This window comes from Actinocrispum wychmicini (genome assembly GCF_004345645.1).
Classification (GTDB): domain Bacteria; phylum Actinomycetota; class Actinomycetes; order Mycobacteriales; family Pseudonocardiaceae; genus Kibdelosporangium; species Kibdelosporangium wychmicini.
This window is the reverse complement of sequence record NZ_SLWS01000016.1, coordinates 63,701-80,292: the sequence shown is the minus strand read 5'-3', so window position 1 is coordinate 80,292 and position 16,592 is coordinate 63,701. Positions and strand designations below refer to the sequence as shown.

16 protein-coding genes are annotated in these 16,592 nt (G+C 69.6%); 5 read left to right on the top strand and 11 right to left on the bottom strand.

All coding sequences use genetic code 11. From position 1 onward, the window contains the following. Positions 1–5 precede the first annotated feature (5 nt). Complete coding sequence (gene lipB / locus EV192_RS47820; protein WP_132125441.1) at positions 6–752, top strand: lipoyl(octanoyl) transferase LipB; 747 nt, start codon at positions 6–8, stop codon at positions 750–752. On the opposite strand, the gene EV192_RS47815 is transcribed toward lipB, so the two are convergent. Next, complete coding sequence (locus tag EV192_RS47815) at positions 743–1,672, bottom strand: LLM class F420-dependent oxidoreductase (RefSeq protein ID WP_132125555.1); 930 nt, start codon at positions 1,670–1,672, stop codon at positions 743–745. The two genes, lipB and EV192_RS47815, sit on opposite strands and share 10 nt — an antisense overlap. Before the next feature lie 14 nt (positions 1,673–1,686). Continuing rightward, positions 1,687–2,280 carry a TetR/AcrR family transcriptional regulator gene (locus EV192_RS47810; protein ID WP_132125554.1) on the bottom strand — a complete coding sequence of 198 codons (594 nt, stop codon included), beginning with the start codon at positions 2,278–2,280 and terminating at the stop codon, positions 1,687–1,689. A 146-nt stretch (positions 2,281–2,426) separates the two neighbouring features. On the opposite strand from EV192_RS47810, the gene EV192_RS47805 reads away from it, so the two are divergent. From EV192_RS47805 to EV192_RS47790, 4 genes are all read left to right on the top strand, one after another. Beyond that, positions 2,427–2,906, top strand: a complete 480-nt coding sequence (locus tag EV192_RS47805) for a hypothetical protein (RefSeq protein ID WP_132125440.1) — start codon at positions 2,427–2,429, stop codon at positions 2,904–2,906. A 19-nt stretch (positions 2,907–2,925) separates the two neighbouring features. Further along, positions 2,926–3,834 carry an oxidoreductase gene (locus EV192_RS47800; RefSeq protein ID WP_132125439.1) on the top strand — a complete coding sequence of 303 codons (909 nt, stop codon included), beginning with the start codon at positions 2,926–2,928 and terminating at the stop codon, positions 3,832–3,834. 37 nt (positions 3,835–3,871) lie between these two features. Next, positions 3,872–4,873 carry a lipoyl synthase gene (lipA, locus tag EV192_RS47795; protein ID WP_132125438.1) on the top strand — a complete coding sequence of 334 codons (1,002 nt, stop codon included), beginning with the start codon at positions 3,872–3,874 and terminating at the stop codon, positions 4,871–4,873. A gap of 75 nt (positions 4,874–4,948) precedes the next feature. After that, the gene (locus tag EV192_RS47790) at positions 4,949–6,340 is read left to right on the top strand and encodes a glycosyltransferase family 39 protein (protein ID WP_165960978.1); all 1,392 of its coding nucleotides are present in this window, start codon (positions 4,949–4,951) and stop codon (positions 6,338–6,340) included. On the opposite strand, the gene EV192_RS47785 is transcribed toward EV192_RS47790, so the two are convergent. Genes EV192_RS47785 through EV192_RS47745 form a run of 9 tightly spaced genes read right to left on the bottom strand, consistent with a single transcriptional unit; the run spans position 6,331 to position 16,574 of the window. Beyond that, positions 6,331–7,371 carry a saccharopine dehydrogenase family protein gene (locus tag EV192_RS47785; protein WP_132125436.1) on the bottom strand — a complete coding sequence of 347 codons (1,041 nt, stop codon included), beginning with the start codon at positions 7,369–7,371 and terminating at the stop codon, positions 6,331–6,333. The genes EV192_RS47790 and EV192_RS47785 overlap by 10 nt on opposite strands. Positions 7,372–7,419: 48 nt before the next feature. After that, positions 7,420–8,997 (bottom strand): hypothetical protein, encoded by a 1,578-nt coding sequence (locus tag EV192_RS47780; protein WP_132125435.1) that lies wholly within the window; start codon positions 8,995–8,997, stop codon positions 7,420–7,422. Then, complete coding sequence (locus EV192_RS47775; RefSeq protein WP_132125434.1) at positions 8,997–10,922, bottom strand: AAA family ATPase; 1,926 nt, start codon at positions 10,920–10,922, stop codon at positions 8,997–8,999. The genes EV192_RS47780 and EV192_RS47775 overlap by 1 nt, the downstream gene beginning before the upstream one ends. Beyond that, entirely contained in the window at positions 10,919–12,166 is a 1,248-nt protein-coding gene (locus EV192_RS47770) for a coiled-coil domain-containing protein (RefSeq protein ID WP_132125433.1), read from the bottom strand. The genes EV192_RS47775 and EV192_RS47770 overlap by 4 nt, the downstream gene beginning before the upstream one ends. Continuing rightward, a complete protein-coding gene (locus tag EV192_RS47765) occupies positions 12,163–12,807 on the bottom strand; it encodes a 4Fe-4S single cluster domain-containing protein (protein ID WP_165960977.1) in 645 nt (214 codons plus the stop codon). Before EV192_RS47765 ends, EV192_RS47770 begins: the two co-directional genes overlap by 4 nt. Continuing rightward, positions 12,807–14,081 carry a protein kinase domain-containing protein gene (locus EV192_RS47760; protein WP_132125431.1) on the bottom strand — a complete coding sequence of 425 codons (1,275 nt, stop codon included), beginning with the start codon at positions 14,079–14,081 and terminating at the stop codon, positions 12,807–12,809. The genes EV192_RS47765 and EV192_RS47760 overlap by 1 nt, the downstream gene beginning before the upstream one ends. Further along, positions 14,078–14,908, bottom strand: coding sequence for a PP2C family serine/threonine-protein phosphatase (locus tag EV192_RS47755; protein ID WP_165960976.1), 831 nt, complete (start codon positions 14,906–14,908; stop codon positions 14,078–14,080). The genes EV192_RS47760 and EV192_RS47755 overlap by 4 nt, the downstream gene beginning before the upstream one ends. Further along, positions 14,905–15,666: a vWA domain-containing protein gene (locus EV192_RS47750; RefSeq protein ID WP_132125430.1), complete on the bottom strand. Its 762-nt coding sequence runs from the start codon at positions 15,664–15,666 to the stop codon at positions 14,905–14,907. The genes EV192_RS47755 and EV192_RS47750 overlap by 4 nt, the downstream gene beginning before the upstream one ends. Continuing rightward, complete coding sequence (locus tag EV192_RS47745) at positions 15,663–16,574, bottom strand: hypothetical protein (protein WP_132125429.1); 912 nt, start codon at positions 16,572–16,574, stop codon at positions 15,663–15,665. Before EV192_RS47745 ends, EV192_RS47750 begins: the two co-directional genes overlap by 4 nt. Positions 16,575–16,592: the final 18 nt, after the last annotated feature.

Here is a 16,592-nt window from a genome sequence, read left to right as displayed (position 1 = left end):
CGAGGGTGATCGTTGCGGAGACATCGTGCCGCGCCAGCACGCAGCCCGTGGTGACGCGCGAGATCGGCACCATCGACTACCTGGCCGCCTGGGACATGCAGCGCGAACTGCTTGAAGCCCGCGCCGACGACGCCGGCCCGGACACGTTCCTGCTGCTACAGCACCCCTCGGTGTACACGGCCGGCAAACGCACCCTGCCCGACGAGCGCCCCACCGACGGCACGCCCGTCATCGACGTGGACCGCGGCGGGAAGATCACCTGGCACGGTCCCGGCCAGCTGGTCGGCTACCCGATCGTGAAGCTCGCCGACCCGATCGACGTCGTGCAGTACGTGCGGCGGATCGAGGAGGCGCTCATCGCCGTGTGCGCCAAGTTCGGCCTGCGGACCGGCCGGGTCGAGGGCCGCAGCGGGGTGTGGCTGCCCGCGGACGACCGCCGCCCGGAGCGCAAGATCGCCGCGATCGGCATCCGTGTGCAGCGTGGCGTGACCATGCACGGCTTCGAGATCAACTGCGACGCCGACCTGAGCGCGTTCGACCGGATCGTGCCGTGCGGCATCCGCGACGCCGGTGTGACGTCCCTGAGCTGGGAGCTCGGCCAGGACGTGACCGTGGCCGACGTGCTGCCGTCCGCCCGGGACCTCGTGCTCGACAGCCTGGCGGGCACGCTGCCGGTGACCGACCAGTGGCTGCCCAGGCCGGCCGAGCCCGAGACCCCGGGAGTGACGTTCGCGTTGCGGCCTCAGAGCTGAGGAGCCACCTCGGCGGCGATCAGGTCCAGGTGGTCCAGGTCGGTGAGGTCCAGGATCTGCAGGTAGACCCGGGTGATCCCGGTCTTCTCCACCCACTGGCCGATCCGGTCGACGACCTCGGCCGGCGTGCCGCAGATCCCGTTCGCCTTCAGGTCGTCGACGTTCTTGCCGATGGCCTCGGCGCGCCGGGCGACCTGGGCGTCGTCCCAGCCGACACACGTGGTCTGGGCCGTTGACCGGATCATGCCCGCGGGGTCACGGCCGATCGCGCGGCACGCCGCGTCCACCCGCTCGAACTGCGCGGCGGCGTCGTCCGGGCCGTGGAACGGGATGTTGAACTCGTCGGCGAACCGGGCGGCCAGCGCCGGGGTCCGTTTCGCGCCGGCGCCGCCGATCAGGACCGGCGGCCGGGGACGTTGGGCGGGTTTGGGCAGGGCCGGCGAGTCGGTCAGCTGGTAGTGCTTGCCACTGAACGAAAACTTCTCCCCCAACGGGGTGCCCCACAGTCCGGTGAGGATCTCCAGCTGCTCGGCGTAGATGTCGAACCGCTCGCCCAGTGGCGGGAACGGGATGCCGTACGCGGTGTGTTCGTCGGCGTACCAGCCGCTGCCGAAGCCGAACTCGACGCGTCCCCGGGACATCTGGTCCACCTGGGCGACGCTGATCGCGAGCGGGCCGGGCAGCCGGAACGTGGCCGGGGTCATCAGGGTGCCCAGCCGGATCCGGCTGGTCTGCACGGCCAGGCCGGCCAGGGTGATCCACGCGTCGGTCGGGCCGGGCATGCCGTCGACGCCCATGGCCAGGTAGTGGTCGGACCGGAAGAACGCGTCGTAGCCCGCGTCCTCGGCGGCCCGCGCCACCTTCAGCAGGTCATGGTAGGTCGCGCCTTGCTGGGGCTCGGTGAAGATCCGTAGTTCCACGTCGAACACGTTAGTCACCCCTTGCGCCGGATGCCCTCGATCATGTGGATGAGCGCGGTGAACACGTCCGCGCTGGCTTTCTTGGGGTCGCCGGCGTCGGCGATGATCATCGCGCCGGCGGCGAGGGACGCGAACATCATCCGCGCGGTGACCTCGACCGGCACGTCGCCGATCTCGCCCGCGTCGATCAGCAGTTCCACCACGTGCTTGACGATGCCGAAGCTGAACTGCTCCTCGGCCTCGCGCCACCGCTCGATCCCCATCACCACCGGGGCCTCGCGGATGACCAGCCGCTGGTAGCTCGACTCCAGGCAGACGCGGATGTACTCCTGCACGCCGTCCATGGCCCGGTCCCACGGCTCGCCGTCGCCGTGGACGGCCGCGGTGAGCCGTTCCATCGCCTTCTGCTCGACCTGGTTGAACGCGGCCTCGAACAGCGCCTGTTTGCCGCTGAAGTGGTGGTACAGCGCGCCTTTGGTGACCCGGGAGCGTTTGACGATCGCGTCGAGCGAGGTGGCCGCGTAGCCGTTGCGGGTGAACAGGTCGATCGCGGAGTCGACCAGCGCCTGTTTGGTCGATTCCGAATAGTCCGCTCGTCTCGACCGGATCATGCCCACGACACCAGTGTCACCACGCTCACAAGATTACGACATACCGCCGGTACGTACTCGTGGTATGTTGATCGTGTCGGGACATACCGACGGTATGCCGCAAACCCGCGGTATGACCAGGTCACGGCTCCAGGAGGAAAGCCATGAGCTGGACGGACTACTACAAGCGCAGAGACGCGCTTGACTCGGTGCTGGTGCGAGCCCAACGTGATCCGGCTGGGCCACTGCCCCGATCCGATGCCTTTTCGGGTCCGGCGGAACTACTGCTGGCCCTGCACTACCGGTGGACGCTCAAGCTCACCGGCGCTCTGGGGGTGGCACTTTCGTCGGACCAGGACCCGGTGGACGCCGTGTCCGCGGCGTGGCGGCGGACCGCCACGGACAATCCGACGTTGCACGCGGTGTTGTCGACGCATGCCGCGCGGTACCCCGAACTGCGTCCGATGGTGGACGCGGAGAAGCGGACGCTCGCCCTGGCGGCGGGCCTCGCCGAGCCGCACGAGCCGGTCGACGAGATCACCCGCGTGGGTACGGCCTTCGAGGCTCTGCTGCGGACGGCGGCGTCGCCTGCGGCCGGCAGCCCGGTCGAGCAACTCATTCGGCGGCTCGTAGCCAGCTCATAGGGCACTTTAGGCTCAGGGGATGAGCTGGTCAGAGGCGGACATTCCGGATCAGACCGGGCGGACGGTGTTGATCACCGGCGCCAACTCGGGCCTCGGTCTACGCAGCGCTCGGGTGCTGGCCGGGATGGGCGCCCGAGTCCTGCTCGGCTGCCGGTCGGCCGAGCGGGGCCGGGCCGCGGTCGCGCTGGTGGGCCGCAGAGCCGAACTGGTCGAGCTCGACCTGGCCGACCTGGCGTCGGTCCGCAAAGCCGCGGCTGACGTCCGGGAACGCACCGGCGACAAGCTCGACGTGCTGATGAACAACGCCGGTGTGATGGGTACGCCGTTCCGGCACACCACCGACGGCTTCGAGCTCCAGTTCGGCACGAACCACCTCGGCCACGCCGTTTTGACCTGGCTGTTGATGCCGGCGCTCCGAGACGGGCGCGTGGTCGCCGTGTCCAGCATCGCCGCCCGCGGCGGCGGCTTCAGCCTGGCCGATCCCAACTTCACCCGCCGCCAGTACTCGCCGGCGGCTGGGTACAACCAGTCGAAGCTCGCCAATCTGGTGTTCACGGCCGAACTGGACCGTCGGTCCAGATCTGCCGGCCTTGGCCTGGTCAGCGTCGCCGCACACCCCGGGATGTCCGACTCCGACCTGGTCGCCAACGCGGCGCGGCTGCGGGGCTTCCCCCGGGCGGCCAAGGTTCTCGGTTGGGCGGTGAAGATCGGCTGCCAGTCGGTCGAGGACGGCGCGCTCCCCCAGCTGTACGCGGCGACCGCGCCGGACGTGCGGGGCGGCGAGTACTTCGGTCCACGCTGGGCGTTTGAGATGTGGGGCGCGCCGACCCGGATCCCGATGCGGGCCGCCGCGGCCGATCCAGCGAACGGCCGAGCGCTCTGGGAGCTGACCGCGTCGCTGACCGGGATCACCCCGGACCCCGCGTGATCCCGGACACGCTCACCCGGGGCGTAATCTAACGAATGTGACTGTGGCGCCGGAGGGACGAAAGCTGCTGCGTGTCGAGGTCCGCAACAGCCAGACCCCGATCGAGAAGAAGCCGCCGTGGATCAAGACCAAGGCGCGGATGGGCCCGGAGTACACCGCGCTGAAGAGCCTGGTGCGCCGGGAAGGACTGCACACGGTCTGCGAGGAGGCCGGCTGTCCCAACATCTACGAGTGTTGGGAGGACCGGGAGGCCACGTTCCTGATCGGCGGTGACCAGTGCACCCGACGCTGCGACTTCTGCCAGATCGACACCGGCAAGCCCGCCATGCTCGACCGCACCGAGCCCCGGAAGGTCGCGGAGTCCGTGCAGGCCATGGGCCTGCGGTACTCGACCGTCACCGGTGTCGCGCGCGACGACCTGGCGGACGGCGGGGCGTGGCTGTACGCCGAGACCGTCCGGCAGATCCACAGCCTGAACCCGGGCACCGGCGTCGAACTGCTGATCCCGGACTTCAACGCCGACACCGACCAGCTGGCCGAGGTCTTCGGGTCCCGGCCGGAGGTGCTCGCGCACAACCTGGAGACCGTGCCGCGGATCTTCAAGCGGATCCGGCCCGGCTTCCGCTACGAGCGGTCCCTGTCGGTGATCACCCAGGCCCGTGAGTTCGGCCTGGTCACCAAGTCCAACCTGATCCTCGGCATGGGCGAGACCCCGGACGAGGTCACCGAGGCCCTGCGCGACCTGCACGAGGCCGGCACGGACATCGTGACGATCACCCAGTACCTGCGGCCCAGCCCGCGGCACCACCCGATCGACCGCTGGGTGAAGCCGGAGGAGTTCGTCGAGCACAAGGAAGCGGCCGAGGCCATGGGCTTCGCCGGCGTGATGGCCGGCCCGCTCGTGCGCTCGTCGTACCGCGCCGGCCGCCTGTACGCGCAGGCGATCGCCCACCGCGGCGAGGAGGTGCCCGAGAACCTGCGGCACCTGACCGAGCAGGGCCCGGCGGCCCAGGAGATCGGTTCGCTGCTGGCCCGTTGATCGAGACTGCCGTACGTTGTCGCGGTGCGCATGGGGGCTTCTCGCTACGGGCTTGTGCTGTTGGCTGGTGCGGTGGTGGTTGTTCTGCTGGCGGTCACGTCCGGCTACGGCTACCACCGCGACGAGTTGTACTTCCTCGCAGCCGGGCAGCGCCTGGACTGGGCATACGCCGACCAGGGACCGGTCACCCCGCTGATCGCCCGAGCGATGACCGAGATCTCGCCGGGGTCGTTCCTGGTGCTGCGTATCCCGTCCGCGCTCGCCGCGGGTGGCATCGTGCTGCTGGCCGGTCTGCTGGCCCGGGAGTTCGGCGGCTCGCGTCGCGCCGAGCTGATCGCCGCCGGCTGTGCCGCGGTGTCGAGCATCGTTCTGTTCGACGGGCACTGGCTGAGTACGTCCACAGTGGACCTCTTGGTGTGGACGGCGATCAGTTGGCTGGTGGTGCGGGCGGTCCGGACCGGCCGGGACCGGCTCTGGCTCGGTGTCGGTGTCGTGCTCGGGATCGGGCTGCTCAACAAGCCGCTGCCGGCGTTCCTGATGGTCGGCCTGCTCGCCGGGGTCGTGGTCGCCGGGCCGCGGCGACTGCTGCTCAACCGGTATGTGTGGCTCGGCGCGCTGATCGCGGTCGTCCTGTGGCTGCCGTGGATCGTCTGGCAGGCCGGGCACGGCTGGCCCCAGTTCGACGTCTCACGGTCGATCGCCGCGGGCGGCTCGACGAGTTCCCAGCCGTGGTGGGCCGTGGTGCCGTTCCAGTTCCTGCTGGTCAGCCCGCTGCTCGCGCCGGTATGGATCGCCGGGCTGGTGCGACTGTTCCAGGACCGCCAGTTCCGGTTCGTCGGCTGGGCGTGGGCGGTGCTCGCGGTCGTCTTCATGGCCACCGGCGGCAAGCCCTACTACCTCGCCGGCCTGCTGCCGGTGCTGCTCGGCGCCGGGGCCGTCCAGGTCGACGACTGGCTCCGGACCAGGGCGCGCCACGTCGTGCTGATCGCCGCGATCGCCGTGAGCGCGCTCGTCAACGCCACCATCGCCCTGCCTGTGCTGCCCGCGGACCAGGCACGTCCCGTGGTCGCGCTCAACGTCGACGTCGGCGAGATGATCGGCTGGCCCGAGTTCGTCCAGACCGTCGCCGACGTCCGCCACACCGTGCCGACCGGCGCCCAAGTCGCGATCCTGGCCGGCAACTACGGCGAGGCCGGCGCGATCGACCGCTACGGGCCGGCACTCGGCCTGCCGCACGCCTACAGCGGCCACAACGCCTACAGCACCTGGGGACCGCCACCGGACGGCGCCACAGTGATAGCCGTCGGCGGCAAGCTCGCCCAGTTCCTGCGTGACTGCAGAGTCGCCGCCCGGATCACCAACCAGGCCGGGATCCACAACAGCGAGTGGGACGCACCGGTGATGGTCTGCGCCGGGCCCGTGCTCCCGTGGTCACAACAGTGGCCGGCGCTGCGCCATTACGGCTGAAGAACCACGGTCGGGCCGACCGTGACCCCGTCGAGTTCACGGACGAACTTCGCGCCGAACGCGGTCGCCGGTGTGTGCGCCCCGGGCGTGACCTCGGCGACCTTCGTCGCGATCCGGATCACGGCGTCGGCGGTGATCGAGTACGTGTTCGGGGTGACGAGCGTCCCGGTGGCTCGTCGGCCGTCGGCGTCCTTCACCTCACCCCAGAACTCGGCCCGGCTGTGGCTGCGACGCTTCTCCCCCGGCCCGCTGACCAGGCCGGCGAGCGACTTGCCGACCCGCTGCCCCAAGGCGGTGCGCATGATCGGCGCGGCCAGCCGTTGCCCCCGGCGCACCAGCCCGGCCGCCATCGGCACGGAGATGTGCGTGACGATGTTGGGAATCCCGGTCGACCGATAGGCGGTGGCGACATCGCCCCACGGCAAGGAGATCACCGTCCGCGGACCCGACGGGAAGAACGCGGTCATCGTGCTGTGCGCCATCGGCACGGTCACCACCTTGCCGTCGACACGTGCCCGTCCACCCGTTGCCATCCCTTCAACAGTGGTCCGCAAAGTGCCGCCGCTCAGGCCGCCGCCGGCCGCGAACGCGAGCCGCAAGTGCGTGGCCCCCGGCAAAGCCTCCGCCAGCATCGCCGCCAAACAGTCGCTGGGCACGACGTCAAAACCCGCGCCCGGCAGCAACACCACCCCGGCCTCCTTGGCCTCGGCGTCCCGGGCGAAGATCGCCTCGTACACGTCGATCTCACCGGTGACGTCCAGATAGTGCGTGCCGGTCGCCACACAGGCGTCCACCATGGGCCGCGCGGTCGCCGAGAACGGCCCGGCGCAATGAGCCACCACCGCGATGCCGGCCAACCCGGCCTTCGCGTCGGACAGGTCGAAGACGCGGTGCTCAAGCCCCAACTCACCGGCCAGCTCGGCGACCTTCCCGCTGCGCCCGGCAAGCACAGGCCGCTCACCGCGGGCCACCGCCTCCCGAGCGACCAACTGCCCGGTGTATCCGTTGGCGCCGTACACCATCCACGTCATGCCCGGCATGCTACCCGTGAGTAGCTTGATGTGACACTGCTCAGGGAACTATCCCAAGCTGCTCTTGATGGCGGTCTCGGCTGCGGTCAGCGCGAGCCGCTCGGCCACGGTGAGGGCCCACCGGCCAGCGGCCTTGAGGTGCTCCTTCAGGCGCGACCCGTCACCCACCTTCGCCTGCTCCTCGGCCAGTTCGATCTGCCGCACAGACTCCCGCTGCCCGTCCGTGGCCGCGCCGGCCGCCATGACCTCCCGTAGGTCGGCCAACTGCTCTGCCAACGCGCGCAGATCGGCGAGATTGGCCGTGTTCGTCGCCGATTCGGTGCCTATCACGGTTGCGCCGGAGTCCGCGGTTTTCGACGAGGTCACGGCGCCGGTGTGCACGGTCGCGTCGTCACCGGACGTGATCGGCCCGATGGCGTCCCGGCCGACACTGATCTTGTTCCCGTGGGTCACGGTTCCTCCCGAGTAATGGGTGATGTTGGTTCGAAGTTGCCGGTTCTCCTCGAGCAGCCGGCCGATCTCCTCGTGCAGCCGTTGCTCGCTGGCCCGCCTGCGCAACGTGCTGCGCAGGAGCATTTCCGCGTTGGCGGTCTGAAACTGCGGTGTCATGACTCCGAGCAGCGCGTGTCGTCGGGAAATGTCACTGCTGATGAACCAGAACTTCCGGGCGTTGCGGATGTGGTTGCCGCATTCGTCCCACTCGCGCAACTGAATGGCCTGTTCGGCCCGGCCCCACGCCTGCCACCCCCGGAAGTACTCCAGCTCCATGCGCCGAACCTGCTGCACCACGTTCGGCAACGACACGGCGATCGCCCGGTTGAGCCATGCCTCGTACAGGGTCACCGCGTCGGTCACATAGGCGACCGCGTCCTCGTAGTTCCCCGCCTGGATCTGACAGAAGAAATCCAGGTACTTGATCATGATGCAGGTATAGGTCGACTGCTCGGCGAACTCACGCTGGAAGTGGTCAACGGGGCTGAGGAAACGGTCGTCGACGCCCTCGGTCTCCCTGGCCAGCTCCTCGGCGAACAGTCCGTACTTGGCGTACGCCTCCTCGAAGAACTCCTTCGCGCTCTCGTAACGGCCGCGCTGCATCGCCGCGGTGCCGTCCAGGAACTCGATCCGCGTGACCATGGACGCCTGGGCGATCTCGCCGATGGCGCTGTGCGGCGTCGCGCTGGACGTGAGATCGCCGTAGCACGCGGCTGCCGTCTCAAGGCTGCTCCGTGCGTCCGGCAAGCGGCCGGACAGCATGTGCTCCTCCGCCTGGTGCTGATGGATCTGCCCCTGGATGAGCATCATCAGCCCGGTCGCGGCCTCCTGCGCCGCCACCAGCCGCTCGCGGTAGGCGACGTCACCGGGATCGGCCCGGTCCAGCTGGCGGCCGGCGACCGAACGCATCTCCTGGTTCAGGCTGACGATCTGCCCGAGCATGTCCTTGGCCTGCCCGAACTCCAGCTCGGCCACGTGCTGATCGGCGAAGGCGAGCAGCCGGGACTCCAGCTCCACTTCCTTGGCGTAGTAGTCGTCGAACTCCGCCGGCGACAGCGTCGCGGCGAGCTCGTAGCGCTCCAACTCGTTGCCGAGGTCGGTGATCGTCAGCTCGGTACTGGGCTGCGGGTCCATCACGTGTCCTCCGCGGGGAACTCGTCCACGACGAACGGCGGGCTGCCCTTCCCCCGGTGCACCCAGAGCCGGCTCCCGGGCGGCGGCGCGTGTTCGATCAGCCACCGGTTGAGCGGACGCCGCACCCACTCCTCAAGCAGCGGGCTGCGGATCTGCCGGGCGCCGAGCGCGGAACCGTTGCCGGTGACGGCATCCGTGACGGCCTTGTCGATCGCGCGTCGGTCGAAGATCAGCTCGTAGCCGCGTGCGGCCGCCGACGCGCCGAGCTGGCCGAGGAACTTCCCGACGATCTTGGCGATCATGTCGGCCCGGAGGATGTCGAAGGCGACTATGCCGCTGCCCAACCGGCCGAGCAGCTCGGGCCGCCCGAGCGACTGGGCGAGATACTCAGCCACCGCACCACGGAAATGCTCCTGTACCACCGGGTAGGGCGGCGGGGCGTCCGCCGGGTAGCCCGACATCAGCGGGGCCAGGTCGCTCGCGCCGAGGTTGGAGGTGAAGATGACCACGGCCTGCGAGAAATGCGCGGTGCGGCCCAGCCCGTCGGTCAACCGGCCGTCATCGATGATCTGCAGGAACTTGTCGAAGATCTTCGGATTGGCCTTCTCGATCTCGTCGAAGAGCACGACGCTGAACGGTCGCTCCAGCATCCAGTTGGTGAGCACACCGCCGTTCTCATAGCCGACGAAACCAGGCGGCGCGCCGGTCAGCCGTTCGCTGGCATGCTCCTGGCTGAACTCGCTCATGTCGAACCTGCGCAGCGCCGTCTCGTCGTCGAACACCAGCTCCGCGATCGCCTTGGCCAGCTCGGTCTTGCCGACACCGGTCGGCCCGACGAAGAAGAAGACCCCTTTCGGCTGAGTGCTGGACCCGTCCGGGTCGGCGACGAAGTCCACCCCGATCCGGGCGTTGACCAGCACGTCGGCCACGGTTCGCACGGCCGTGTCCTGACCGATGACGCGTCGGGAGAGAATCTCCTCGGCCCGCACCACCTTGGCCATGTCCAGCTGCTCCCACGGGTCGTCCCGCAGCCCGAACCGGTGGCGCAGCACCAGCTTGCGCGGCTTGGTCGGGGCGATCTCGGCCAGCCGCGAGGTGGCCCGCAGCGCCTGTATGTCCAAAATGGACATACCGTCGGTGAGGTTGGCCAGGGTGCCGGCGAGTCGGCCGACCTCCTCGGGCGACAACTCCGCCCCGCCGTGAAACCCGCCGAGCACGCCACGCAGGAAGTCCGCCCGCTCCGTCGTACTGGGATGGGGTATCTCGATCACGGCGACGTGCGGGTTGTTGCAGTGCACCCAGTCCGGCAACGTACTCAGTCGAGTGGCCAGCAACACCACGACATTGCGGAGCGGCTGGCCGTCGACGTCCGGCGCGTGCTCCCCCGAGGTGATCATCTTCCGCAGGCAGGCCAGGTTCGCCTGGTACTGGTCCTCGCCCTCGCCCGCCTTGCCGAAGATCAGGTCCGCCTGGTCGATCACCATCGCGCACGCCCGGTCCCGCTGATCGAGCAGCCTTCTGCTGGCGTGCAACATGTCCAGCGCCCGGATCACCACCGGTCGGCCGGCCGAGCCGATCCTGGCGAGCAGCTCCCGCTCGGACTCGGCCAACTGGGCACCCCGCCGCGTCTCCGGCTGGGCGACGGGCACGGCCGGATCGGCCGCCGGGGCGCCCAGCCTGGATTCGACGAACCCCTGGCTGCCGTCGTCGGCGTACTTCAAGCCGTCCACGAGGTCGTACCGGGCGACCGCGGCGAAGCCGACATAACACAGGAACGCGGGGAGCGCGGCCGTCATCGGCTGGAAGGTGTCGTTCCACAGCACCAGATCGTCGATGTTGCCGTACAGCAACAGGTGACGATCCCGCTTGATCTCGTGGTAGGCCCGGGCGAACCAGGTCGCCGCCGGCGCGGTCGGGCCGGTCATGTCATCCGGTCCCGGCGTCGCGCGATGTCCGTCTGGCTCGGGATGACCTTGCGACGGCCCGACACCGGGGGATGCGTCGGATCGCCGTCCCAGGTCACCGGGCCGGTGTCAAACCCTTCGCGGCGCACCGACGAGTTCAGGTCCTCGGCGAGCTCGCGAAGCGACGTGCAGGCCCGGCCCTCGATCGGCTGCCCGGACCCCGCCTCCCGCATGTAGTTGATCCGATGCTCGCCGGCGTCCTCCTGCACCACCACCATGAGGCTCTCCCCGGACATCCGGTTGGCGTGCAGGCCGATGCTTCCGTCCGAACCTCGCACCACCGAACGGGGGTCGACCGCGAACCCCATCCTCGGCAACACGTCCACAATGGACCCAAGAATCTCCCGGCGGGCGGTGATCCGTTCGATGGCGCTGTCGAGGCTCTGTTCGACGTCGTCGAGCCGGGTCATCAACCTGTCGGCGAGCCCGCGCGCGTCGTCGAGACGGTCGGCGGCCAGGTCGGACTGGACGCGTTCGAGGACCTCACCGGCGATCTCCAGGTCCTCCAGGACGATCTCGGCCGCCGCCGCGTCGGCGACCAGCGCGGTGATCCTGGCCGCGATCTCCTCGCTCAACACCAACGCCTCCGTACGCCGTTCGGCGTACAGCGCCGCCTGGTTACTCACCTCGATCCGGTGCTCGCGCACCTTGGTGAGCAGCGCGTCGCCGTCTCGTTCGAACGTCCTGAGGTCGCCACGGTCAAGCGCGCTGGCGAGCGCGGTGACCGCTCGGTCGACCTCCTGGGACCGCACCGGGTCGAACCGGACCCGTTCGGCCGAATCCGTCTCATCGAGAATCCGGCGCAGCGCGGCGAGCTTCCGCGCGGCGTTGCGCTCGCTTCTGCGCAGGACCTCGGCTTCAGTGGCGACCCGCATCCGATCCACGTCCCGAAGCTTCTGCAGCGCGGCGGTCATCTCGGCACTGCTCGACGCGATCTCGATGGCCCTGCGCGCCACGTCCAGGACCGTGGTCATCGGCTCCAGATCGGTGTCGGCAGCCGAAGGCTGGTTACGCAGCCGGGCACATCGATCGCTCACCGAAGCCAGTTCCCGGTTCGCCTCGGTGCGCGCCTTGGCGAGCGCGAGCGCGGCTCGTCTGGCGCGCTCCGCGTTGCGCCTGCGCTCGCGCTCGGCGCGCTCCCGCTCCAACTGCTGGCGTCGGGCCTCGTTGGTCCGCACCGCGCTGTACTTCGGCGACCTGCTCACCTGGTCGACTCCTCCCCTTGGGGTTGTTGGGGAATCACGCCGATCGCACGCTCGAACTCCGCCCGGAATCCCGGGACCGGCGGCACGCCGAGCCACTGGACCGTTCCGTCGACCGCCACCTCGATCTGCAGGCCGGCACCGACGTCCGGACCGACGAGGTCGCCGGCGTGGCGGTCGGTGAGCTGGTGGACTCGCTGGTTGGCCGACCCGCGCCAGCGCAGGTCGGCATGCCGGCGCGCCAGGTACGGACCGTCGACCAGGATGTCCACAAGGGACAGCAGCGCCACGGCGGCCGGCCCGCCCCGGCTGGCCAGGTGGTCCAGCGAGTAGCCGGTGAAGCACATCACCGACAGGTCCCGCACCGCGCGGATCCGCGAGACGAGCCGGGCCAACGCGCCGGCCTGGGCGAACGGCTCGCCGCCGGACAGCGTCAGCCCGTCCGCCGCGGTGGCCGCGATCGTGGCGGCGAGATCGTCGACGGCGACCCGCCGGCCGCCGCCGAACGGAATCCACTGTGGACTGACACAGCCCGCGCAGGACAGCGGGCAGCCCTGCACCCAGAGCACGTACCGGGTACCCGGACCGAGCACCCGGCAGGCCGGATGCCAGTCCGCGATGTCGAGATGGCCGTCGCCGGTCATTACCGGACTCCCAGGAGGTAGAGCAGCAGCAGGATGCCGATCACGACGGCGAACACGGCCACCGCGGCACCACCACCACCGGTGCGCTGTGGCTGTCCGGCCGGCTGTGGCCGGGCGGTCGGCGGGCGGTGGGCCGCGGGGCGTGCCGGATCGCGGCGGGTCGGGGGCGCGGGTGGCTGAGGCGGCTGCCACGTTCCCGACCGGACCGGGAACCGTGGCAGGGCCGCCGGGCCCGGGATGACCACCTTCGCGATGGGCGGCCGCGGGTACGGATCCGGCAGTCCACTCGACGTCACCTTGCACCAGGCGCATTCGCGCAGCGACTGGTGATACAGGTGGCGCTCGTTGTTCGGGCACCCCATCAGCTGGAAGCCGGCCCGGTCGAGGGCGTCGGCCCAGCTCTGCGCGGACGGGCGGGCGGCCTGGTCGCGATGTCCGACACCGAAGCACGTCCGGGCGAGGTCGGCCACCTCCGGCGGCAGGACCTCGGTCGGGATCCCGCCGGTCACCGGCACCAGCCGCTCGGGAAACAGGATCCTGTTGTTCTGCAACCGGATGTTCTCCGGGGCGGCCCCGTCAGCCGCGCTCGTCCCGGTCGGCACCCCCTCGAAGGGATGGTTGCCCTCCATCAGCAGCTGGCACACCAGGATCGCCAGGCTGAAGTTGTCGTGGCCACGGTCGGGCCGGTAGGTGCCGTTGCCCGGCAGGGGCGGGCAGTACTCCGGGGTGAACCTGGTGCACGGATAGGCCCGCGAGGTCCGCGCGTCGGTGAACTGGACGGTGTCGCAGTCGATCAACGTGACGTGCCCGGACCGGGACAGCAGGAGGTTCTCCGGCTTGAGGTCACCGATCACGATCCCCGCGTCGTGCAACATGGTGACCAGCCGGGCGATCCTGGCCGCCACCACGATCACGACCCGCCAGGTCGGCTCGTCCACGGCGGTCGTGCGCATGGCCGGCTCGAAGAGCTTGGTCAGCGGCTGACCGTCCACGAGCGGCATGAGGAATCCGCAGGCCAGGCCGGCCTCGTTGACCAGCATCTCGCGCGGCCAGCCGACATGCACGTGCTCGGCGTGGTCACCACGCCAGCGGGCCGGCTCCGCGCGCAGCAAAGCGGTCAGCCGGTCGTGCCGGGCCTGGTCCGGTTCGTTGAAGTAGACCTTGGCGCACAGGTCGTCGGTGCCCTCCACCCGGAACACGATGCCCTCGTCACCCCGCCCGATCCGCTCATGGGCGACGGTGATCAGGCGACCGTTGGGTAGGTAGACACTCATGATCGGGCGACCGCCGCGAAGATGATCGTCTTGTCGTCGCCGGAGGTGGCGGCGAACTCGGCCGAGGCCAGCCGGGACGCCAGGTCGTGCGGACCGGAGACGGGATCGCTGAACCGGTCGAAGTAGCGGCCGAACTCGTGCGGCGCGAAGTAGTGGATCTGCCCGTCGGCCGACTGCCGGCTGTTGAGCAGGCCCTCGGCCGAGCCGTCCGAGCTGATCGCGACACCACGGATCGTGCTGTCGACGATCAGGCCACGAGTGAGCTCCCGATCCCGGTTGGACGACGTGAGGAAAACCGTGCCGCCGGCGTGCTCGCGCTCCGGCGCGGTGACCACCAGGCGCGGCCCGTCCTTGTCGTGGTCCACGACCATGAAGCAGTCGCCGACACTCAGATACAGCAGGTACGGCGGCGCGACGACAACAGCGAGCAGCGTGGTGGCGAAGGAGTCACGCAACCGGGCCGCGGACGAGTCGGATCGCCGGATGGCAGCGATCTCGTCGCTGACCAAGCGGTCGAACCGGGCGAGACATTCCAGGGCGAACCGGTCGCGGGCGACACACCAGTCCACAAGGGACTCCCGGTTGACGACGGTCCGCTCCGCGGCGTCCCGAGCCGCCCGCACCGCCAGTTCAGCACCGAGCTCGGCGCGGCTGCGCGAGCCCGCCCCGTCGGCGACGGCAAGCAGGTACTTGTCGCGGCCGAACCGGTGCACCAGGCACCGGTCCTGGTTGGGCTGCCCGCCGCGCTCGTGCCGCGGACCGATCACGGACACGGCCGTGACCAGCCAGTCCGCACCGGGGCGCGCCGCCTTGAAGACCCCCGTCACTCTGGGCCGCCCCTCAGGAACCGATCCATCCGGCTTTCCTTGTCCAACCGGTCCTGGACCTTCGCGTGCACCACTTCCGCCGGTTCGGAACGGGCCGACGCCGCCGCCGCGGTCTCGATGCTCGCCGAGACGAACGTGAGCACCTCCGCGAAGTTGAAGTCGGCGAGCAGCCGCCAGGACTGCGGGGCCAGACCGCTGAGCACCTCGGCCTCGGCACCCTTGACGCCGAACGCGAAGAACAGCAGGTGTTTGCCGTTCTCCTGCTGCCGAAGCGCCGGGGCGAAGGCGCGCCAGCGGTCGCTGCGGTGTCCCTGGCTGTCCGTGGGCACCCCGTCGGTGATCAGGTACACCAGCGGGCGGTTGACCAGCCCGATGCCGTCCTTGCGGAGGAACTGGCGGCGGGCGGCCAGGAGGTCGAGCGCGTACTGCAGGCCCTCGACCATCGGAGTGACACCGCCGGCCTGCAGCGCCGGCGGGCTGAACTCGGCGATCGGCACGTACGGTGTCGTGGCCTGCGTGGTCCGGCCGCTGGGGTCGACCGCCTGCACATGACCGTTGCCAAAGGTGACCAACGCGATCTCGCCGTGCCGGCGCAGGTGGTCGTCCTTCATCAGCTCGGCCCGCCACTCGCTCAGGGCCTGGTTGAGCTCGCCGATCCGGTCGTCCTCCAGCATGGAGCTGGAGGTGTCGACGACGAGCGTGATCAGCAGGCGGCTCTTGGCCGGCTGGATGGGCAGTGCGTCAACGGAGTGGGTCACCGAAGGGGCTCCTTGTCTGATGCGGCCTGGTGCCGGTTGGTCGGGGCGGCGATCAGGCCGCCGTCCCGATCGTTGACGGTCAACCGGACCGGTGCGTCGGGTGCGATCTCGGTGTGTGCCGTCGCCCAGAGCACGACCCCGCCAACGTCGACGTAACCGCCGCTGCCGGCGACGTGGGTCAGCGTCCGCGCCAGCCAACCGTGGTCCTCGAAGTACTGTCTGAGCTCGTCCGGCCTGGGTTCCCTGGTCGCGGTGAAGGGAATGACATGCCGCTCGGCCACGGAGTAGGCCGGCGCTGGTCGCTCGATCGGCTCCGTCATGGACGGACGGTCTGAAACCGGTCCGTAGGACGACAGGCTTGGCGGGCGCTGAGGTTCGGCGGGCGGCACAAGTCGGGGCACCGGTCGCGGCAGCCTGTTCGGCCTGCGTTCGGTCAGTATCAGTACCAGCAAGAAGGCACCGATCAGGAGCATTGCCGTGACCACGGCTGCCTCTACGCTGAACCCGCTGGACATGTCATAGTCCAGCAGCGCCGTGCGGGTGCCATACCGCTGGTATTTCGCCGCGCCACGATATAGCGGGTCGAGCACGTCCTTGAGCGAAGGCGTGGTGTCGCTCGTCAAAACAATTGTCGGGCGGACACCGGCCACGACCGGACAGTAGGGCACATCGGTGCCTTCGCGGCGCCGCGAAGGCACCGGCCGGCAGGGCACCGGATCCTGGCTTTCAGAGACGACCACAAGCAATTTTGTTGGCGCGATGTCAACATAGGAGCGCAGCTCCTGATCCACTTGCCGCTGATCAACAGGCGGCCGAAGATCCACCGCCACGACGCGAACGAATTCCGTGGTCTGGAAGATCAGCCCGGCCAGGAACGGCACACCCAGGAGAACGGCGACGGTGGACACCCTGACCACCGTCAACCA